Genomic DNA, 21,046 nt, shown 5'->3' on the forward strand with positions numbered 1-21,046 from the left:
CAACAATAAGAACGCAGATGGAAGGAGAATTCCCATGAAGCGTATGATCCCCCTCGTCTCCGCGCTGGCCCTGATCGCCGGCACCGCGATGGCCGAAGACATCAAGGTTGGTGTCTCGCCCGGTGAGCACGCCGAGATCATGGAAGAAGTCGCCAAGGTCGCCGAGCCCATGGGCCTCAACATCGATGTGGTCGAGTTTTCCGACTACGTGGTGCCGAACCAGGCGCTGGCCGATGGCGACATCGAAGCCAACTCGTTCCAGCACGAGCCCTATCTGGACAACCAGATGAAAGACCGCGGCTTTGAGCTGGCGCCGATCGCGACCACCATCACCACCCCGATGGGCGTCTACTCGGACAAGATCACCGCGATCGAGGACTTCCCCGAGGGCGGCACCATGGGCATCCCCAACGATCCCACCAACGGCGGCCGCGCGCTGCTGGTGCTGCAGCAGCTTGGCCTGATCAAGCTGGCCGAGGGCACCGGCCTTGTGCCGACGGTTCTGGACGTGGTCGAGAACCCCAAGGACATGCGCTTCCAGGAGCTCGACGCCGCGCAGCTGCCGCGCTCGCTGGCCGACCTTGATGCCGCGCTGATCAACACCAACTACGCGATCGCCTCGGGCCTCTCGCCCAAGGAGGACTCGATCGCCATGGAAAGCGCCGACAACCCCTATGTGAACATCATCGTCGTGCGTCAGGGCGACGAAGAGCAGCCTTGGGTGAAGCCGCTGATCGACGCCTATCACAGCCCCGAAGTGAAGGCCTTCATCGAAGAGAAATACCACGGCACCGTGCTGACCTCCTGGTAAGCGTCGCGCCGCATGGCATTGGAAAGGCGGGCTTTCGGGCCCGCCTTTTTCTTTGCCGCACGATCAGCGGTCCAGCCGGTCGCGCAGCCGGTAGTAGTGAATTCCGATGCCGCCATAGACCCGGTGCAGCCCGTGCAGCGGCAGCGCGGGGATCGACGGCAAGGGCGGGATCGGCAGCGGCGCACCTTTCGCCATATGCGCGGCAAACGCCTTGCCGATCGCCACCGACAGCGCCACGCCGCGGCCGTTGAAGCCCGTCGCCGCCAGCAGGCCGGGCGCGGGCGCGCAGATGCGCACGCGGTGATCGGGTGTCATGCCGACGCGGCCAAACCAGCGATGCGCGATGGTGAAGCCCGGACCGAAGAGCGCGGCAAGTTCTGCTTCCAGTTCAGCGAAATCGGCCTCTCTGCGCGGGTCAGCGAAACTGCCTCGCCCGCCGATCATCAGCCGGTTCTCCGGGCCGACGCGGAAATAGGTGCCAACGCGCCGGATCTCTGAGCAGACCGCGCCACCCGGCAGGATGCGCTGCAGCTGCTCCGCACTCAGCGGTGCGGTGGCGATCTGAAAGCTGTTGGCGGGAACCGTGGCCCGCGCCAGCCGCGGCTCCAGCCGCGGCGGCGTGTAGACATTGCTGGCGAGCACGACCCGATCTGCCTCGATCAAAGCACCATTCTCCAGCCGCGCGCGCCATCCGGTGCCGAGCCGCTCCAGCGTCGTCACCGGCGTCTTGGCGAAGATCTCCGCCCTCGCCGCACGGGCCGCGTCGATCAGCCCGTGGACCAGCTTCAGCGGATGGACCTTGCCGGCGCGGCGGTCGATCCAGCCGCCCTGAAACCCATGCGCGCCGGTCGCCTGTGCCATTGCCGGACCATCCAGCCAGTCCACCGGAGCGCCGCGCGCCTGCCACTGCGCCATGCGCGCGCGCAGGCCGGGCAGATGCACCTGCTTGTTGCCCGCCTGTATCCAGCCCGCCCGCTGCGCGTCGCAGTCGAGGCCTAGCCGATCCACCAGCGCAAAGAGCACATCGGCGGTCGCCCCGGCGAATTCCGTCGCCTGCGGCCCCCAGATTCGGTCAAGCGTCTCGGGATCGTCCTTCAGCCCCGGGATCACCTGCCCGCCGTTGCGGCCCGAGGCACCAACGCCGGGCTCACCCGCCTCGAGCAGCATTACGCCAACGCCCGCCTCGGCCAGATGCAGCGCGGTCGAGAGCCCCTGCAGCCCGCCGCCGATCACCAGCACGTCGGTGCGGCGGCTCTCGGTGAGGGCGGGCAGTTTCGGCGCGTCAGGGGCCGTGGCGGCCCAGAGGGACTGAAAGATCATCGCAGGCTCCGCAAAGCTTCGGCGGGCACGGATCGCCCACCCCATCGCCAGCCTGCGCGCCGCTGGCGGCGCTGTCGAGCCGCGGCATCACCGGGCGGCAGTCCAATCCCGCAAACCTGTTGCGGTCCGGTGGCTTGCCGCCCGTTCTTGAGGCAGATTTGGTTCCGCCCTTGAGCGCTTCAGCCCATCCGTTCCGAAGCGTATTCGCCGGGGCTCGCCGGGAAGACGATGGTCTTGTTGCCATTGAGGAAAACCCGGCGATGGATATGCGCGTGGATCGCCCGCGCCAGCACCTGACTTTCCACGTCGCGGCCCAGCGAGACGTAATCCGACGCGCTTTGCGCGTGGGTCACGCGGATCACGTCCTGCTCGATGATCGGCCCCTCGTCGAGATCGGCGGTGACGTAATGCGCCGTCGCGCCGATCAGCATCACCCCGCGCTCGAAGGCCTGCTTGTAGGGGTTGGCCCCCTTGAAGCTGGGCAGGAACGAGTGGTGGATGTTGATGATCCGCCCCGACATCTCGGTGCACATCTCGTCACTCAGCACCTGCATATAGCGCGCCAGCACAACCAGTTCCGCGCCGCTCTCGCGCAGGATGCGCATCTGCTCGGCCTCGGCCTCGGGCTTGTTCGCTTTGGTGACTTTGACGCAGTAGTAGGGAATGTCGTGGTTCACCACGACCTTTTGGTAATCGAGGTGGTTGGAGATCACCGCCACAATCTCCACCGGCAGCGCGCCGATCCGCGAGCGATAGAGCAGATCGTTCAGGCAATGGCCGAAACGGCTGACCATGATCGCGACCTTCATCTTCCGGCGCGGGTCGTGGAAGGCGAACTCCATGTCCAGATCCGCCGCGATCGCGGCAAACCCCTCGGCCAGCGCCTCGCGGCTATGGCCCGCTTCGGAACTGAAGCTGAGGCGCATGAAGAAGCGGTCGTTGCCGAGGTCCGAGAATTGCGCGCTGTCGTGGATGTTGCAGCCCTGCTCGGCGAGATAGGTGGAAATCGCCGCCACGATGCCGGTGCGGACGGGGCAGGAAACGGTCAGGATGATCTGGGTCATGGGCGTCTTTCGTCTCGGCTCAGAGGTCGGCGGAATAGATCGGGAAATCGTCGCAGAGCGCCCGGACCTCGGCGCGCACCTTGGCCTCGACCTCGGCATCGCCCTCGGGGTTGTGCGAGAGCGCGTCGATCACCCGCAGGATCAGGCTGCCAATGAGTTCGAACTCGGCCTCGCGGAAGCCGCGCGTGGTGCCCGCCGAGGTGCCCAGACGGATGCCCGAGGTGACGAAGGGCTTCTGCGGATCATTGGGGATGGCGTTCTTGTTGCAGGTCAGCCCCGCCCGTTCCAGCGCGATCTCGGCCACTTTGCCGGTCACCCCCTTGGGCTGCAGATCGACCAGCACCATGTGGCTGTCGGTGCCGCCCGACACGATGCCAAGCCCACCAACCAGCAGCACGTCTGCCAGCGCCTTGGCGTTCTCGATCACCTGCCCGGCGTAATCGGCGAACTCGGGCTGCAGCGCTTCGCCGAAGGCCACTGCCTTGGCGGCGATCACATGCATCAGCGGGCCGCCCTGATTGCCCGGAAAGACCGCCGAGTTCAGCTTTTTCGCCAGCGCCTCGTCGTTGGTGAGGATGACGCCGCCGCGCGGGCCGCGCAGGGTCTTATGGGTGGTCGAGGTGACAACATGGGCATGCGGCACCGGGTTCGGGTATTTGCCCCCCGCGATAAGGCCCGCGTAATGCGCCATGTCGACCATGAGGTAGGCGCCCACCTCGTCGGCGATCTTGCGGAACCCCTCGAAGTCGATCTGGCGCGGATAGGCCGAAGCGCCCGCGACGATCAGCTTGGGCTTGGTTTCGAGCGCCTTTTCCCGCACCTTCTCCATGTCGATCAGGTGGCTGTCGGCGTCGACCTCATAGGACACCACGTCGAACCATTTGCCCGACATGGTGACCGGCGAGCCGTGGGTCAGGTGCCCGCCGTGCGCCAGCGACATGCCCATGATCCGGTCGCCCGGCTGCAGCAGCGCAAGGAACACCGCCTGATTGGCCTGCGCGCCGGAATGCGGCTGGACGTTGGCATATTCGGCCCCGAACAGCTGCTTGAGCCGGTCGATGGCCACCTGCTCGACGGTATCCACATGCTCGCAGCCGCCGTAGTAGCGCTTGCCCGGATAGCCTTCGGCATATTTGTTGGTCAGCACCGACCCCTGCGCCGCCATGACGCTGGCCGAGACGATGTTTTCCGAGGCGATAAGCTCGATCTGGCTTTGCTGGCGCTCCAGTTCGGCAGACACAGCGGTCGCGATGACGGCATCGGAGATGCCGCCTTTGGGCAGGCGGTCGAACATTGAATTATCCCTTCAGGTCAGAGGGTTTCGGCAGCAAGTTCACGTGCGCCGACCTGCAGCAGATGCAGCAGGTGCGGAGCGAAGCTGTTCCCGACGTCCATGCGGAAACGGTCCTCGGCGTCGCGCCAGAGCGTGACGGTGGCCCCATCAAACAGCGTCCGGCGCGCAGAGCCCACGGTGATCCCGTCGATGTCGCGGGCGCAGCCGATGGTCATCAGCTCGGCGGCGCGCGGCCCCTCGATGACAAAGGTCACCTCGCGGGCCGAGATCTCCACCAGACTGTGCGGCAGGGTCGCGTAGACCCCGGCGCAGGCCTCGGTCACGGGCGCGGCCTCGGCGGCCAGCACCAGCCATTCATCGGGACCGAGGCAGGCCACCTCGACGGCACCCTTCACGGTCTCGCCGATCTTGCGCGGCAGCGCGACCCCGAGGGCCTGTTCGAGCGGCGCCAGATCGCCACGGGCCCGCAGCGAAAAGCGCACCTTGGGCAGAACCGAGCTCACCTTAGCAGCCGAGGTTTCGACCTGCGTGGCGGGCGGGAAGGCGGAAAGCGGAGCGTTCATCATGGCCTCCTCAGATCTTCAGACGGGCGTTTTCGGGATCGACGAAGATCGTCGAGGTGATCTTGGCGGCGATGGTGCGGTCGGGCATCGGGATGTGCACGGTCTCGCCCATCCGGTCGTGCCCGCCCTGCACCAGCGCCAGCGCGATGGGACGGCCCGCCGCGTCGGAGTGGTACGAAGACGTCACATGGCCGACCATGGTCATCGGGATCGCCTGCTTGGGATCGAAGACGATCTGCGCGCCCTCTTCGAGCTTGCTGTTGTCCTCGGTGAGCAGACCAACCAGTTGCTTGCGATCCTTGGACACGAGGTCGGGCCGCGCGAGGCCGCGCATACCGACGAAGTCGGGCTTTTTCTTGCCCACGGCCCAGCCCATGCCCGCGTCATAGGGCGTGACGGTGCCGTCGGTGTCCTGACCCACGATGATGTAGCCCTTCTCGGCGCGCAGCACGTGCATCGTCTCTGTGCCATAGGCGCAGATGTCGTACTGCTGGCCGGCCTCCCAGAGCGTTTCCCACAGCTCGCGGCCCATGGGTGCAGGCACGTTGACCTCGAAGCCGATCTCGCCGGTGAAGCTGACCCGGAAGAGCCGTGCAGGCATGCCCGCCACGGTGCACTCCACGCAGGACATATGCGGGAAGGCCTCTTCGGTGAGTTCCACACCTTCGACGAAGGGGGCGAGCAGCTTGGCGGCATTCGGGCCGTTGAGCGCGATGGTGGACCATTGCTCGGTGGTCGAGGTCAGCCAGACGTTGAGGTCGGGCCACTCGGTCTGCAGGTAGTCTTCCATCATGTTGAGCACCCGCGCGGCACCGCCGGTTGTGGTGGTGACGTGGAACTTGTCGTCACTCATGCGGCCGATGACGCCGTCGTCGCGGATGAACCCATCGTCACCACAAAGCAGGCCATAGCGGCAGCGGCCCGGCGCGAGCTTGGTCCACGGGTTGGTGTACATGCGGTTCATGAACTCGACGGCATCGGGGCCGACGACCTCGATCTTGCCCAGCGTCGAGGCGTCGAAGATGCCGACGCTGGCGCGGGTGGCACGGCACTCGCGCGAAACGGCAGCCTCCATGTCCTCGCCCCCTTTGGGGAAGTACCACGCGCGGCGCCACTGGCCGACGGGTTCAAAGACCGCGCCGTTCTCTTCAGCCCAGAGGTCGATCTGGGTCTTGCGGGTCACTTCGAAATGGCTGCCACGATGATAGCCCGCGAAGGCGCCGAAGCTGGTCGGCGTATAGGGCGGGCGGAAGGTGGTCAGACCGACCTGAGGCTGTTTCTTTCCAAGCGCATCCGAGGCGATGTTCAGGCCGTTGATGTTGGACATTTTGCCCTGATCGGTGGCCATGCCGTTGGTGGTGTAGCGCTTGACGTGCTCGATCGAACGCATGCCCTCGCGCACCGCGAGACGCAGGTCCTTGGCGGTCACGTCGTTCTGGTAATCGACAAAGGCCTTGGCCTTGCCGGGGCTGCGATCGGTCGGCAGTTCCTTATGCGACACGCCGGTGCCGGGACGGTCCTCGGCGACGGCATAGCCGCGGCTGTCGCCGGATTTGCCAAGCGCCGCCACGACCTCCCGGCCCTTCTCGGCGCCGTCGTTCAGCACCGTCTCGATGCCCCAGAGACCACGGCTCGCGCCCGCGATGACGCAATCCTCGGGGGTGCGCTCGGGCAGGAAGGTGGTGCGGTCGTCGTCCCAGGCCAGCGTGCCCTTGGTGTGCGAGAAGAGGTGCAGCGAGGGCGTCCAGCCTCCCGACATCAGCACCGCGTCGCAAGCGATATCCTCGCCCGAGCCGACAGCGCCGCCGGAGACCGGGTTGATGCGGATCGAGGTCACCCGCAGGCGGCCCTTGGTGGCGGTAGCGGTGCGGCCCAGCTTGGTCGGGATGCCGCGCGCGCGGGCACCGGCCAGCAGCGCCTCGGAGACACTGTCGCGGGTATCGGCGATCGCCTGCACCTTGGCGCCTGCATCGGCGAGATCAAAGGCGGCGTACCATGCGCTGTCATGCGAGGTCAGCACGACGGGGCGCTGCCCCACCAGCACGCCGTAGCGGTTGAGGTAGGTCTGCGCCGAGCCCGCCAGCATCACGCCGGGGCGGTCGTTGCCGTGGAACACCAGCGGCTTTTCCAGCGCGCCCTGCGCCAGAACCACCTGCTTGGCGCGCACCCGCCACAGCCGCTCGCGCGGGGTGTCGGCGGGCTGCTGCGCAAGGTGGTCGGTGAGACGCTCGCACAGGCCGATGAGGTTCTGGTGGTAGTAGCCGATGGCGGTGGTGCGGGTCATCACCTTGACGCCCGCCGCTTTCAGCGCGGCCAGTTCCGAGGCGATCCAATCCCACGCGGCAGCGCCGTCGATCTGTGCCTGCGGCTCGGACAGCAGCGTGCCGCCCACTTCCGCGTTCTCGTCGACCAGCACCACCTTCAGGCCCGCATCCGCAGCGACGCGCGCAGCGGCGAGGCCCGAGGGACCGGCGCCGACGATCAGCACGTCGCAATGCAGGTTGCGCGAGGCGTAGCTGTCGGGGTCTTCCTCGGTCGGGCTGACGCCGAGACCAGCGGCGGCGCGGATGAAGGGCTCATAGACCTTGTCCCAGAAGCTGCGCGGCCACATGAAGGTCTTGTAGTAGAAACCCGCCGAGAACAGCATGTAGGCGGCATCGTTCACCGCGCCCACGTCGAACTTCAGGCTGGGGTATTTGTTCTGCGAGGTGGTCTCGAGCCCGCCCCAGATCTCCTGCACCGTGGCGCGGGTGTTGGGCTCATAGCGGCCCGGACCGCGGCGGGTGCCGATGAGAGCGTTGGGCTCTTCAGACCCCGCCGCCACCGGCCCGCGCGGGCGGTGGTATTTAAACGAGCGGCCCATCAGATGCACGCCATTGGCGAGCAGCGCCGAGGCGACCGTGTCGCCCTCAAAGCCCTGATAGGTCTTGCCGTCGAAGGTGAAATTCACCGGCCGCGCGGCGTTGATGCGGCCCTTGCCGGAAACGCGGTAGCTGCTCATTTCTGGCCCTCCTTCAGCGCGGCGAGATCGGGACGGGGCGCGCCCGCCTCATAGGTGGTGAGAAACTTGTCGGTGATGGTGTTGCGCACGGCGTTGAAGAAGCGCCCGCAGCCATGCATGTGGCGCCAGCGTTCGAAGTGGTCGCCCTTCACGTTGTCGCGCATGAAGAGGAACTGCTGCCAGTCGTCGTCGCTCATCTCCGAGGGGTTTTCCGGGCGGGCGATATGAGCCTCACCGGCGTAGGTGAACTCGACCTCGGGCAGCGTCTCGTCGCAATAGGGGCAATGGATCAGAAGCATGGTCGTCGTCCTTAGTGAGCTACTGCCGCGGCGGCGGCTTCGTCGATCAGGCGCCCGGTGCGGAAGCGGTCGAGCGAGAACGGCGCGTTGATCGGATGCGGCTCGTCCTTGGCGATGGTCCATGCAAAGACATGGGCCGAGCCCGGCGTGGCCTTGAAGCCGCCAGTGCCCCAGCCGCAGTTGACGTAGAGGTTCTTCACCGGGGTCTTGCCGATGATCGGCGAGCGGTCCGGGGTGTTGTCGGTGATCCCCGCCCATTTGCGCAGCATCCGCATGCGGTTGAAGATCGGGAAGACCTCGGAGATCGCCGCGATCGTGTGCTCGATCAGCGGCAGGCCGCCGCGCTGCGAGTAGCTGACGTATTGGTCGGTGCCCGAGCCGATCACCAGCTCGCCCTTGTCGGACTGGCTGCAATAGGCGTGCACGGCGTTGGACATGACCACGCAGGGGAAGATCGGCTTCACCGGCTCGGAGACCAGCGCCTGCAGCGGCATGCTCTCCAGCGGCAGGCGCACGTCGGCGGTCGCCATGACCTGCGTGTTGTGACCCGAGGCCGAGACCGCGACCTTCTTGGCCTTGATGAAGCCCTTCGCCGTCTCCACCCCCGCGACGGAGCCGTCGGCATTGCGGCGGATGGCCGTCACCGCGCAGTTCTGGATGATGTCGACGCCGCGCGCCGCCGCGCCGCGGGCATAGCCCCAGGCCACCGCATCGTGCCGCGCCGTGCCCGCGCGCTCCTGCAGCGCGCCGCCCATGACGGGGTAGCGGGCGTCCTTGGAGATGTTGATCGGCGGGCAGTATTCCTTGCACTCTTCGGGGGTGAGCCAGCGGTTGTCGACGCCGTTCAGACGGTTGGCGTGGACGTGACGCTTGAAGCTCTGCACGTCGTGCACGTTATGCGCCAGCATCAGAACGCCGCGGTTGGAGTACATGACGTTGTAGTTCAGTTCCTGCGAAAGGTTCTGCCACAGGTCCACCGAGTGATCGAACAGCCGCGCGCTCTCGTCATAGAGGTAGTTCGAGCGGATGATCGTGGTGTTGCGCCCGGTGTTGCCGCCGCCAAGCCAACCCTTGTCGATCACCGCGATATTGGTGATGCCATGCTGGGTGGCAAGGTAATAGGCCGCGCCGAGGCCGTGGCCGCCCGCGCCGACGATGACCACGTCATACTCGGCTTTCGGCTGGCTGTCGGGCCATTGCTCGGTCCAGTCCTTGTGACCGGTGACGGCGTTCTTGAGGAGGGTGAAGGCGTTGAAGCGAGTCATGGGCGGCCCCCGCTGGAGTGAGTGTGCTGGCAAAAGTGCTAGAGGATCATTCCGGCCTACACGTGAAGAATTGCGCCAGCAGAAATGAACTGGAGCGTCAGGCGTGAATTTTCTGTCCCCGAGTTCATCTGCCCGGCTTGCGCGACACTGCTTGGCTCTTCCCCACTGCTTCGCACTCATGTACATTTCCGCCAAACCGTGAAGATTCCCGCCATGCCCCCTGCCCCGAGCCGCCTACAGAAACGTCTGCGTGTCGCATTCCTCCTTGCCGACAAGTTCACCCTCTCGGCATTTGCCAATTTCGTGGACGTGCTGCGCCTCGCCGCCGACGAGGCGGATCATTCGCGGCCCATCCTTTGCGATTGGACGGTGCTGTCGGACACGCTCGAGCCGATCCGCTCAAGCTGCGGTGTACGGGTGCAGCCCGAGACCCGCCTGCGCAGCGCCGAGAGCTATGATTATCTTGTGGTGGTCGGCGGGCTGATCAGCGACGAGGCCGCGCTCAACCCCGCTGAACTGGCCTTCCTGCGGCGCCAGGCGGCTGCCGGTGTGCCGATCGTGGGCCTGTGCACCGGGGTCTTCATCCTGCACCAATTGCACCTGCTCGACGGTTACCGCTGCTGCGTCAGCTGGTTTCACCATCAGGATTTCATCGACCGTTTCGAAGCCGAGACCCCTGTGTCGGACCAGATCTTCGTCGTCGACCGCGACCGGCTGACCTGCTCGGGCGGCCATGGCGCGGCCCATCTCGCAGCGTTCCTGGTGCAGCGCCACATCGGCCAGTCGGCGGCGATCAAAAGCCTCAACATCATGATGATCGACGACGCGATGAGCGGCGAGAAGGCGCAGCCGGGCCAAGCCCTCACCCGTCGCGCCAGTGACGAGTTGGTCAAACGCGCGGTGCTGCGGATGCAGCAGCACCTCGAAATGCCGAAATCCATCGACGAGCTGGCGCGGGATCTGGGCGTGGGGCGCCGCACGCTCGAGCGGCGCTTTCTCGCGGACCTCAAGCAGACGCCGCTGAAGGCCTATCTCGAGCTGCGGCTGGAACGGGCGCTGAACCGGCTGCGCACAACCGACGCCTCGGTGACCGAGGTGGCGCTGGCCTGCGGGTTCTGCGACGGGCCGCATCTGTCGCGCACATTGAAGTCCGAGCGCGGCGTGACCCCTGCCGAATACCGCAAGGCACAAAGTGGCGGGGCCGAGGATCAGATGGCGGTTGGCGTGCTTTTGCCGGGCCCGGACTGAGCGGAAGACTGGGCGGAAGACTCGGCGGGAGACTGAACGGGAACCCGCAGGCAAAGCGGAACATTGCCGCGGCGCAGCGTGTTGGACCAGCAAGGAGACCTCTCATGCTGACCGACATATTCTCGTCGCCCTGGTTCCTTGCCGCCTGGGCTGCGCTGATGATCCCCTCGCAGGTCGTCTTGATCCGCGACCTCGCGCGCAACAACAGCCACCTGATGAGCCTGATGAAACTCGTCTGGGCGCTGACGGTGCTCTACTCCGGCCCCATCGGGCTTGCGGTCTATTGGACCTGCGGCCGCAAAGAGATCGCCCGTGACAGCATCTGGCGCCGGGGCTTCCGCTCGGTGGCGCATTGCTATTCCGGCTGCGGTTTGGGCGAGATCATCGGCGTGACGATTGCCGTCGGGCTGCTGAGCCTCGGCAATTACGGCACCGCCGCGATCACCTTTCTCTTTGCCTATGTCATCGGCTTCCTGCTGACCTTCGGCCCGCTGGTACAGGACGGCATGCCGGTGCCCAAGGCGCTGAAGGACACGTTCATCGCCGAGACCCCCTCGATCGCGGTGATGGAGATTGTCGCGATCGGCGTCGACCTCGCGCTCGCCGGCAGTGCCGGGATGGGCGATGTGATCTTCTGGTCGTCGATCATTGTCTCGCTGAGCTGCGGCCTCTTCGCCGCCTATCCCGTCAACCTGCTGCTGCTGAAATTCGGCGTGAAAGAAGGGATGATGGATCCGCGGATGACCGATCACGGCCACGATCACGAAGGCGCGCACAGCCACCATCATGAGCACGCCATGAGCCACGGCTGACCGGCCCGCAGACTTAGAACGGACTTAAAACGGCGCGCCCAGCCCTCCCAAGCCGAGCGCGCCGTCCGCCGAAAGCGCAAGGCTCGTCAGGCGGTTTCTTTGGCGTATCCCATGGGCGTCACCGCGTCGCGGATCTCGCCAAGGATCGCCGGATCGTCGATCGTCGCGGGCGTCTTGAAGTCATCCCCATCGGCGATTTTGACCATTGTTGCACGCAGGATCTTGCCCGAGCGGGTCTTGGGCAGGCGATCCACCACGGTGCAGAGCTTGAAGGCCGCGACCGGCCCGATCTGATCGCGCACCAGCTTCACCGCCTCTTTGACCACCTCGTCATGCGCCCGGTCACAGCCGGCGTTGAGGCACAAAAAGCCCATGGGCAGTTGCCCCTTGAGCGGATCGCTCACCCCGATCACCGCGCATTCGGCCACATCCGGGTGGCTCGCCAGCACCTCCTCCATCGCGCCGGTAGACAGGCGGTGCCCCGCGACATTGATCACGTCATCGGTGCGCGACATGATGTAGAGATAGCCGTCCTCATCCTTCATCCCCGCGTCGCCGGTCTCGTAATAGCCGGGGAAATGCGTGAGATAGGCGGATTTGAACCGCGCCTCGGCATTCCACAGCGTCGGCAGCGTGCCCGGAGGCAGCGGCAGTTTGATGGCGATGGCGCCAAGCTCGCCGTCCTTCACCTCGTGGCCGCCCTCGTCGAGAATGCGCACGTCGTAGCCCGGCATCGGCACCGAAGGCGAGCCAAGCTTCACCGGCATCTCCTCGATCCCCAGCGGGTTGGCCGCGATGGCAAAACCGGTTTCCGTCTGCCACCAATGGTCGATCACCGGCACATTCAGCTGATCCTGCGCCCATTTGATCGTGTCGGGATCGGCGCGCTCTCCGGCGAGGTAGACCGCCTGCAGGCAGCTGAGATCGTATTTCTTGACGAACTCGCCCTTGGGATCCTCGCGCTTCACCGCACGGAAGGCCGTGGGCGCGGTGAAGAAGCTCTTCACCTTATGCTCGGAGATGACCCGCCAGAAGGTGCCCGCATCGGGGGTGCCGATGGGTTTGCCCTCAAAGACGATGGTGGTGTTGCCGTGGATCAGCGGGCCATAGCAGATGTAGCTGTGCCCGACGACCCACCCCACGTCCGACGCCGCCCAGAAGCGATCTCCCGGCTCGACGTTGTAGATGTTCTTCATCGTCCAGTTCAGCGCCACCAGATGGCCGCCGGTGTGGCGCACCACGCCCTTGGGCTGACCGGTGGTGCCGGAGGTGTAGAGGATATAGGCCGGGTGGTTGCCCTCGACCGGCACGCATTCGGCGGGCTCCACGCCATATTGGAAGCCGTGCCAGTTCACATCCCGCCCTTCGATGAGCGTCGCCACTTCCTGCTCGCGCTGGAAGATGACGCAGAAGTCCGGCTTGTGGGTCGCCTGATCAATCGCCCCGTCGAGCAGCGGCTTGTAGTGCACGGTGCGGCCCGGCTCGAGCCCGCAGGAGGCGGCGATGATGCATTTGGGCTTGGCGTCGTCGATGCGCACCGCCAGCTCATGCGCGGCAAAGCCCCCAAAGACCACCGAATGGATCGCACCAAGGCGGGCGCAGGCCAGCATTGCCTCCAGCGCTTCGGGGATCATCGGCATATAGAGGATCACCCGGTCGCCCTTTTCGACGCCCTTGGCACGCAGCGCGCCTGCCAGCGTGGCCACGCGGTTGCGCAGCTCCACATAGGTGATCTCGCGCTTGGTGTGGGTGATCGGGCTGTCCCAGATGACGGCCACCTGCTCGCCGCGCCCATTTTCGACGTGACGGTCCACGGCATTCCAACAGGTGTTGGTCATCCCGTCGGCGAACCATTCAAAGAGGCCCTCTCCTTTGTCGAAGAGCGCCTTCGACGGGGTCTTGTCCCAGTCGATCGCCTCGGCCGCCTGCATCCAGAACTGCTCGGGGTCCTGCACCCAGCTGTCGTACACGTCCTTGTAGCCCATCGTGCTCCTCCTCACGTCGATGCCGATTCTGATACGGCCCTGCCCGGCGCCGCGGCAAGCCTGTTACCGCGCACAGGGACAGATTATCGCGGGGATTTGCGGATTTTTGCGAAACTCCGCCCAGAATACTTTGCAAACTGCGAAATCTGCAAATATCTCCTGCGAAGCTTCGCATTTTCTGCAAACCAGCTAACTGCCATACCACCAGTAATAGGTAATGTCCTGTGACATATCACCTACCCGATCGGATAGGGGTAAGCACATATATCATGCATTTCGGAAGTTTATTTTTCAGAATCTATTTACATAATTTTATATTCAGCCCAGCATTTTGAATAAGAGGAGGCAGATTCTATCGGCGGCATTACTTTTGCTCGCAGGTCGAACAATTGCCCAGAAGGTGACGATAACAATTATATAATAATATCGAGTAACCGTCATGGCATCGAGTGATATAACGGTAACCCCGTATGACGGGGCCTTGCTGACAACCCAGCTTCTTGCCGCACAGCAGACCATCGTGCTGGGCGACTTCGGGTCGGAGACGAGTGGCACGCTCATCGACGATGATGGGCTTCTAGGATCATCTGACGACGGTACAGCGTTGTTTAACGGCGATCCTGTGACCTATGTCGGAAGTGGCACGGCAACGCCGGGTGTCGATGTCGGTGGGATCACGGTGCCGCTTGGCACATCCGTCGACGTTGTGGTCTTCGAGGCGGCCGGGCAAATCTATTTCCACTATCCCGCCGGGGGGCCGAACCTGCTCAGCGCGGTGGCCGTGGTCGTTGATATCGACACCGCACCATACCAGGTTTTTACCCCGCTTTGCTTCGCCCAAGGCACACATATTCTGACCTCCTTCGGGGATCGCCGAATAGAGACCTTAAGGCGAGGAGATATGGTCAGGGATATTGATGGGAAACTCCATGAAATAAAGTGGATCGGGCGTCTGGATCTGCGCATCCCGAACCGCCCTGCCTATCGCAAATGGCGGCCTGTCCGCGTGGCGGCGCATGCCTTCGGGCGCAATCATCCCTATCGCGACACATGGCTGTCGCAGCAGCATCGGGTGCTGGTGAAATCCCCGCTCAACGAATTGTATTTCGGCGATAATTCCTGTCTCGCGCCGGTCGTGCGCCTGGCAGATGGGGATCGCATCAGCATCGACAACAGCGTCGAGACAATCACCTATTTCCACGTGCTCTGCGAGCGCCATGCGGTGCTGCGCGCGAACGGCATGGCCGCCGAGAGCCTGCACCCCGGTCAGGTCGCGCAGCGGGGCGTCTCGCGCGCCGCTTTCGAAGAGTTCGAGATGGAGGAAGTCCTGGAGAAAGACCTGGAGGACGGCCCGTTGGCCGCTCCGGTGCTGCAAGGCTTCGAAGCCCGGCTGATGGCACGGCAACTGCCGGACTGAGAAGGGACCAGCCGGAGCGCAGGCACGGCTCCGGCGAGGCCAAGGCCCGCAGGGGCCGTCATGGGCCGCGGCAGGGCACTGCCCTTGCCGCGGCCGCGTTCTTAGCCGTAATGCGCCACCGGCGTACCGGCGATCGCCGCCATGTTCAGCAGCCCGCGCGAGGTGATCGACGGGGTCACGATGTGGGCGCGGTTGCCCATGCCCATGAGGATCGGCCCCACTTCCAGACCGCCCGCCTTGACCTTGAGGATGTTGCGCACCCCCGAAGCGGCGTCGGCCTCGGCAAAAACCAGCACGTTGGCAGCGCCCTTCATCCGGCCATTGGGCAGCAGACGCTCGCGCAGGTCCGGGTCGAGCGCGCTGTCCACATGCATCTCGCCCTCATAGACGAAATCACGCGGCGCGCTGTCGAGGATCTCGAGCGCCTTGCGGATGCGCGGGCCCGAGCCGTCGGCATGGTTGCCAAACTGCGAACGCGAGCAGAGGGCAACCTTGGGCTCGAGCCCGAAGCGTCGCACGTGACGCGCCGCGCCGATGGCGGTGAGCGCGATCTGCTCGGGCGTCGGCTCGATCCAGATCTGCGTGTCCGAGATGAACAGCGGCCCGTCCTCGAGGATCATCATCGACAGAGCGCCATGCGGCTGCGCGCGCGGGCTGCCAAGAACTTGGCTCACGTAGTTCAGGTGCCAGCGGTATTCGCCGAAGGTGCCGCAGATCATGCTGTCGGCCTCGCCGCGATGCACCATGACGGCGCCGATGGCAGTCAGGTTGGTGCGCATCACCGCGCGTGCCAGATCCGGCGTCACGCCGCGCCGCGCCATGATGCCGTGGTAGGTTTCCCAGTAGTCCCGGTAACGCGGGTCGTTCTCGGGGTTCACCACGTGGAAGTCCTTGCCCGGACGCACCGTCAGGCCAAGCCGCTCGCAGCGCATCTCCAGAACCTCGGGACGGCCGATGAGGATCGGCGTCTCGGTGGTTTCCTCAAGGATCGCCTGCGCCGCGCGCAGCACCCGCTCGTCCTCGCCCTCGGCAAAGACGATCTTGCGCGCCGCGGTGGCCGCCGCCTCGAAGACCGGGCGCATCAGCAGCGCCGATTTGAACACCGAGGCGTTGAGGCTGTCCTTATAGGCCTTGAGGTCCGCGACAGGGCGCTCGGCCACGCCGGTTTCCATCGCCGCCTTGGCCACTGCCGACGACACGACACCCGACAGGCGCGGATCAAAGGGCTTGGGGATCAGGTAATCGGCCCCGAAGGTCAGCTGCTCGCCGTGGTAGGCGGCTGCGGCTTCCGCCGAGGTGGTGGCACGGGCCAGCGCCGCGATACCCTCGACGCAGGCCACCTGCATCTCGTCGTTGATTTCGGTCGCGCCGACGTCGAGCGCGCCGCGGAAGATGAAGGGGAAACACAGGACGTTGTTGACCTGGTTCGGGAAGTCGCTGCGGCCCGTGGCGATGATCGCATCGGGCGCCACTTCGCGGGCGAGATCGGGCATGATCTCGGGCGTCGGGTTGGCCAGCGCAAAGATGATCGGGCGCGAGGACATTTTCTTCACGTGCTCGGGCTTGAGCACCCCCGGACCGGACAGGCCAAGGAACAGGTCGGCACCGTCGATCACCTCGGCCAGCGTGCGCTTGTCGGTCTTCTGGGCAAAGGCCGCCTTATGCGGGTTCATATCCTCTTCGCGGCCCTCATAGACCAGTCCGTGGATATCGCAGAGCCAAATATTCTCGCGCTTCACGCCAAGCTTGAGCAGCATGTTGAGGCAGGCAATGCCCGCAGCGCCGCCGCCGGTCGAGACGATCTTGATGTCTTCGAAGGATTTGCCAGCCACATGCAGCGCGTTGGTCGCGGCGGCACCGACCACGATGGCGGTGCCGTGCTGGTCGTCGTGGAAGACCGGGATATTCATCCGCTCGCGGCAGATCTTCTCCACGATGAAACAGTCGGGCGCCTTGATGTCCTCAAGGTTGATCGCGCCGAAGGTCGGCTCCAGCGCGCAGACGATCTCGGCCAGCTTCTCGGGATCGGGCTGGTCGAGCTCGATATCGAAACAGTCGATATTGGCGAATTTCTTGAAGAGGACAGCCTTGCCCTCCATCACCGGCTTCGAGGCCAGCGGGCCGATATTGCCAAGCCCAAGCACCGCGGTGCCGTTCGACACCACCGCGACGAGGTTGCCGCGCGAGGTATAGCGCGCGGCGTTGACGGGGTCCGCCTTGATCTCGAGGCAGGCCTCGGCAACGCCGGGGGAATAGGCACGGCTGAGATCGCGACCGTTCGCCAATGGCTTGGTCGCGCGGATCTCGAGTTTCCCGGGCTTGGGGTTTTCATGGTAGAAGAGCGCGGCCTGGCGCAGGCTCTCCTGAGCGGTATCGGTCATGTCGTAGGCCTCCCAACGAAGATGGTTCAACGTTGAACAATCTGCCCATGCGGGCTCGGGGGCCGGGTATCAGGAATTCATCATCCGGTAAACGAAAAACGCGCCGGGGCATGTTCACGCCCCGGTCATGCGCAGCCGAGCGGGCCGCTGCGCAGCGCTTAAATCAAACGTTGCGCTCAGCTGGCCGGCGCTTTCTTGCCGGCGAAATCCTCAAGCTCTTCGATGCGGCGGTCGGCCTCGCGCAGGGTCAGCTCGGCATCGAAATCCTCGCCCACCGCTTCGGACAATTCGCGCAGGCGCACTTCCTGTACTTCGGTCATCGGCTCGCGCGGGTCGGGCGGCACATCCATTGCGGCGTCGACGGTCATGTGGCTCATCATCTGGCTCATGTATCATCTCCTTATGGACGCCCCAACGCGAGCGGAAACGGCTTTGTTCCATGACCTTTGCCGGTTTGCGCTCACAGCCGTGCAGGCGCAGCATTGGCTGCGTGACAAGCCTCGCGCGCGTGCCTATAAACCCCGCGACTGCACATTTGCCTGCAAGATGCACCCAAGGAGTTTCCCGCATGACCACCCTGGTTTTCGGCCATAAATCCCCCGACACCGACTCCACCGGCAGCCCGATCATCTGGTCGTGGTACCTGAACGAGGTGAAGGGAGAGGCAGCCAAGCCCGCGCTGCTGGGCGAGCCCAACACCGAGGCTGCCTTCATGCTCGAGCACTGGGGTCTCGAGAAGCCCGAGATCATCGGCGACGTGGCCGAAGGCGCGCCCGTGGTCATCGTCGACACCAACAATCCCGCCGAGCTTCCGGCCTCGATCAACAGTGCCGACATCCGCGCCATCATCGACCACCACAAGCTGGTCGGCGGGCTGGAAACCAAGGGCCCGATCGACATCACCGTGCGCCCGCTGGCCTGCACCGCGACCATCATGATCGACCTCATTGGCCGTGACGTCGCGAAGATGCCCGAGGCGATCAAAGGTGCCGCGCTGACCTGCATCCTGTCGGACACGCTGGCCTTCCGCTCGCCCACCACCACCGCGCACGACAAGGCCGTGGCCGAAACGCTGGCCGCCGATCTGGACGTCGATCTGGCGGACCTCGCGGTCGAGATGTTCGCGGCCAAGTCGGATGTGTCCGAGTTTTCCGACGCCGAGCTGATCCGCATGGACAGCAAGGAATACGAAGTCGACGGCACCAAGTTCCGCGTCTCCGTGCTGGAAACCACCGCGCCCGAGATCCCGCTCGGCCGCAAAGACAGCCTGATGGCCAGCTTCAAGACCGTCGCCGCCGAGGATGGCGTTGACGAGGTGCTGCTGTTCATCGTCGACATCCTCAAGGAAGAAGCCACGCTGCTGATCCCCAACGATCTGGTGAAGGGCGTCGCCGAGAAGAGCTTTGGCGCGACGGTCGAGGGCGACACCGTGGTGCTGCCGGGCGTGATGAGCCGCAAAAAGCAGATCATTCCGAACCTGAAGGTCTGAGCGCCAAATTTGGCGAGAGCATCGAGGGCACCCCGCGGGGTGCCCTTTTTCGTGCCTGTCCCCGTGAAAGCGCCGCTTTCGCCCTATTGGACTTCGCCTGCCCGCGCGCCATAGTTCTGGGGTGCTCTTACAGCAAAGCGAATGCCGCATGACCCATCCCGCCAGTTCCCAGCCCGCCAGTTCCCAGCCCGATGTGTCGCTGTCCCAAGCCGACCTCACGCTCACCGTCGCGGCGCTCGGTGCCGAGATGCAGAGCTTTCGCAAGGCCGGGGCCGAACTGCTCTGGCAGGGCAACCCCGAGTATTGGTCGGGCCGCGCGCCGATCCTCTTTCCCATCGTCGGCCCCGCGCCCGAGGGGCGCATCCGCATCGGCAGCCATGAGGCCGAAATGGGCCAGCATGGTTTCGCCCGCCGCCGCGCGTTCACCCTGCTCGAAGCAGGCAAGACCAAGTGCCGCCACGCGCTCAGCGACGACGCGGAGACCCGTGCGCAATACCCGTTCGCCTTTCGCCTTGAGGTGACCCACCGGTTGCATCGCGGTCGCCTTGAGGTCAGCGCCGAGGTGATCAACACCGGCGATGTCGCGATGCCCTTCTGCCTTGGCTTCCATCCCGCCTTCGCATGGCCGCTGCCGGGCACCGGGGATGCACCGCATGAGGTGATGCTGGCCAACGCCGGTGAGCCCAAACTGGCGCGCATCAAAGGCGGGCGCCTGCCCGACAGCCGCCACCCCTCGCCCTTCGCCGCCGGACGGCTGCTGCTAGAGCCGGAGCAGTTCGAATCCGACGCGATGATCTTTCCCGAGGGTGCGGGCGATGCGCTAACCTATGGCGTCTTCGACGGCCCGCGCCTGCAGTTCACCTTTGAAAACCTGCCCGTCGTGGCGCTCTGGCAGAAACCCGGCGCGCCGTTTCTTTGTGTCGAGCCGTGGCACGGGATGCATGCCCGGGTCGGCGCGTCGGCGGAACTGTCCGAACGCCCCGGCGCGATCAGCCTCGCGCCCGGCGACAGCGCGCGCTTTGGCTATACGGTCACCCCGCGCATGTGAGCGCTGGTCACTCCCTGCGGCCTGCCCTATCAAAGGGCGAACCCAAGAAATCCGGCGTCAGACAAAGGCTTCCCATGACCCGTATCATCCAGTCGCTTTCCGAGGTCTCGCAGAACTATGAGGCGATGTTCGTCGACCTCTGGGGCTGCGTGCATGACGGCGTGAAAGCGCTTCCCGAAGCCATCGAGGCTCTGCGCGCCTATCGCGCCCGCGGCGGCATCGTGGTGCTGCTGACCAACGCGCCGCGCTCGCGTCACGAGGTGGTCAAGCAGATCGAGAAATTCGGCGTGCCCGAGGACGCCTGGGACAATATCGCCACCTCCGGCGACAGCGCCCGCGTGGCCATGTTCCGCGGTGAGGTGGGCCAGAAGGTCTGGTTCATGGGGGTCGATTTCGATCTGCCGTTCTTCGAGCCGATCAAGCTGCTGGACGAGCCGCTCGAGATCGAGCGCGTGGAGCTTGAAGAGGCCGAGGGCATCGTCTGCTGCGGCCCGTTTGACGCCCATGCCCATCCCGACACGCTGCGCCCGCAGTTGCTCTATGCAAAGCAGAAGGGCCTGAAGCTGCTCTGCGCCAACCCCGACATTGTGGTCGACCGCGGCGAAGAGCGGGAATGGTGCGCCGGTGCGGTGGCCAAGCTTTATACCGAGATGGGTGGCGAAAGCCTCTACTTCGGCAAGCCCCATCCGCCGGTCTACGATCTGGCCCGCCGCCGCCTTGCCGAGATCGACCGCGACGTGCCCGACAGCGCGATCCTCTGCGTCGGCGATGGCATCCGCACCGACATCCTCGGGGCGATTGGCGAGGATCTGGATTCGCTCTTCATCACCGGCGGGCTCGCCGCCAAGGAAACCAAGACCGAAACCCAGCCCGAGGCAGAGGCGCTTGCCGCCTATCTCGAGAAGGAAAGCCTCGAGCCGACCTATTCGATCGGTTTCCTGCGCTGAGTTTCTGACCGCCAACCACCGGATTTCAAAACACAAACCGCCGCCCGCACCGCCGGGCGGCGGTGTCGTTTCGGGCGTTAAACCCGCCCCGGACCCGCCGCG

The 21,046-nt window shown here is 65.1% G+C and carries 17 protein-coding genes; 7 read left to right on the forward strand and 10 right to left on the reverse strand.

Translation table 11 applies throughout. The annotated features are described in order from the left end of the window. Window positions 1–34: 34 nt before the first annotated feature. Window positions 35–811, forward strand: a complete 777-nt coding sequence (locus G0A00_RS11735) for a MetQ/NlpA family ABC transporter substrate-binding protein (protein ID WP_164180381.1) — start codon at window positions 35–37, stop codon at window positions 809–811. Window positions 812–874: 63 nt separating this feature from the next. Here the strand turns inward: G0A00_RS11735 and G0A00_RS11740 are convergent, their stop codons facing one another. From G0A00_RS11740 to G0A00_RS11770, 7 genes are all read right to left on the reverse strand, one after another. Next, the gene (locus G0A00_RS11740; RefSeq protein ID WP_164180379.1) at window positions 875–2,131 is read right to left on the reverse strand and encodes an FAD-binding oxidoreductase; all 1,257 of its coding nucleotides are present in this window, start codon (window positions 2,129–2,131) and stop codon (window positions 875–877) included. 179 nt (window positions 2,132–2,310) lie between these two features. Further along, window positions 2,311–3,195: a formyltetrahydrofolate deformylase gene (gene purU, locus G0A00_RS11745; protein WP_164180377.1), complete on the reverse strand. Its 885-nt coding sequence runs from the start codon at window positions 3,193–3,195 to the stop codon at window positions 2,311–2,313. A 19-nt stretch (window positions 3,196–3,214) separates the two neighbouring features. After that, window positions 3,215–4,489: a serine hydroxymethyltransferase gene (gene glyA / locus G0A00_RS11750; protein ID WP_164180375.1), complete on the reverse strand. Its 1,275-nt coding sequence runs from the start codon at window positions 4,487–4,489 to the stop codon at window positions 3,215–3,217. A gap of 17 nt (window positions 4,490–4,506) precedes the next feature. After that, window positions 4,507–5,052 carry a sarcosine oxidase subunit gamma gene (locus G0A00_RS11755; RefSeq protein WP_164180373.1) on the reverse strand — a complete coding sequence of 182 codons (546 nt, stop codon included), beginning with the start codon at window positions 5,050–5,052 and terminating at the stop codon, window positions 4,507–4,509. A 10-nt stretch (window positions 5,053–5,062) separates the two neighbouring features. Next, window positions 5,063–8,053, reverse strand: coding sequence for a sarcosine oxidase subunit alpha (locus tag G0A00_RS11760; protein ID WP_164180371.1), 2,991 nt, complete (start codon window positions 8,051–8,053; stop codon window positions 5,063–5,065). Beyond that, on the reverse strand, window positions 8,050–8,352 hold the full coding sequence (locus G0A00_RS11765; RefSeq protein ID WP_164180370.1) for a sarcosine oxidase subunit delta: 303 nt from the start codon (window positions 8,350–8,352) through the stop codon (window positions 8,050–8,052). Before G0A00_RS11765 ends, G0A00_RS11760 begins: the two co-directional genes overlap by 4 nt. Window positions 8,353–8,363: 11 nt before the next feature. After that, a complete protein-coding gene (locus G0A00_RS11770; protein WP_164180368.1) occupies window positions 8,364–9,617 on the reverse strand; it encodes a sarcosine oxidase subunit beta family protein in 1,254 nt (417 codons plus the stop codon). Between the two features lie 213 nt (window positions 9,618–9,830). On the opposite strand from G0A00_RS11770, the gene G0A00_RS11775 reads away from it, so the two are divergent. After that, window positions 9,831–10,865, forward strand: coding sequence for a GlxA family transcriptional regulator (locus tag G0A00_RS11775; protein ID WP_164180366.1), 1,035 nt, complete (start codon window positions 9,831–9,833; stop codon window positions 10,863–10,865). Window positions 10,866–10,969: 104 nt separating this feature from the next. Beyond that, on the forward strand, window positions 10,970–11,677 hold the full coding sequence (locus G0A00_RS11780; protein WP_164180355.1) for a DUF4396 domain-containing protein: 708 nt from the start codon (window positions 10,970–10,972) through the stop codon (window positions 11,675–11,677). A gap of 86 nt (window positions 11,678–11,763) precedes the next feature. On the opposite strand, the gene prpE is transcribed toward G0A00_RS11780, so the two are convergent. Then, complete coding sequence (gene prpE / locus G0A00_RS11785; RefSeq protein ID WP_164180354.1) at window positions 11,764–13,662, reverse strand: propionate-CoA ligase PrpE; 1,899 nt, start codon at window positions 13,660–13,662, stop codon at window positions 11,764–11,766. A 481-nt stretch (window positions 13,663–14,143) separates the two neighbouring features. On the opposite strand from prpE, the gene G0A00_RS11790 reads away from it, so the two are divergent. After that, window positions 14,144–15,079, forward strand: a complete 936-nt coding sequence (locus G0A00_RS11790; protein WP_164180353.1) for a Hint domain-containing protein — start codon at window positions 14,144–14,146, stop codon at window positions 15,077–15,079. A 101-nt stretch (window positions 15,080–15,180) separates the two neighbouring features. On the opposite strand, the gene G0A00_RS11795 is transcribed toward G0A00_RS11790, so the two are convergent. Both G0A00_RS11795 and G0A00_RS11800 read right to left on the reverse strand, forming a co-directional pair. Beyond that, window positions 15,181–17,460: an NADP-dependent malic enzyme gene (locus G0A00_RS11795; protein ID WP_164180352.1), complete on the reverse strand. Its 2,280-nt coding sequence runs from the start codon at window positions 17,458–17,460 to the stop codon at window positions 15,181–15,183. A 176-nt stretch (window positions 17,461–17,636) separates the two neighbouring features. Next, window positions 17,637–17,849, reverse strand: coding sequence for a DUF3072 domain-containing protein (locus tag G0A00_RS11800; protein ID WP_164180351.1), 213 nt, complete (start codon window positions 17,847–17,849; stop codon window positions 17,637–17,639). Between the two features lie 179 nt (window positions 17,850–18,028). Here G0A00_RS11800 and G0A00_RS11805 point away from each other — a divergent pair, with 179 nt between their 5' ends. The 3 genes from G0A00_RS11805 to G0A00_RS11815 all read left to right on the forward strand — a co-directional run bounded on the left by G0A00_RS11805 (window position 18,029) and on the right by G0A00_RS11815 (window position 20,944). Next, a complete protein-coding gene (locus G0A00_RS11805) occupies window positions 18,029–18,949 on the forward strand; it encodes a manganese-dependent inorganic pyrophosphatase (RefSeq protein ID WP_164180350.1) in 921 nt (306 codons plus the stop codon). A 148-nt stretch (window positions 18,950–19,097) separates the two neighbouring features. Next, window positions 19,098–19,997 carry an aldose 1-epimerase family protein gene (locus G0A00_RS11810; RefSeq protein WP_164180348.1) on the forward strand — a complete coding sequence of 300 codons (900 nt, stop codon included), beginning with the start codon at window positions 19,098–19,100 and terminating at the stop codon, window positions 19,995–19,997. Window positions 19,998–20,071: 74 nt separating this feature from the next. Further along, the gene (locus G0A00_RS11815; RefSeq protein ID WP_164180346.1) at window positions 20,072–20,944 is read left to right on the forward strand and encodes a TIGR01459 family HAD-type hydrolase; all 873 of its coding nucleotides are present in this window, start codon (window positions 20,072–20,074) and stop codon (window positions 20,942–20,944) included. Window positions 20,945–21,046: the final 102 nt, after the last annotated feature.

It is taken from the genome of Salipiger sp. PrR002, from assembly GCF_010500775.1.
Taxonomy (GTDB): domain Bacteria; phylum Pseudomonadota; class Alphaproteobacteria; order Rhodobacterales; family Rhodobacteraceae; genus Salipiger.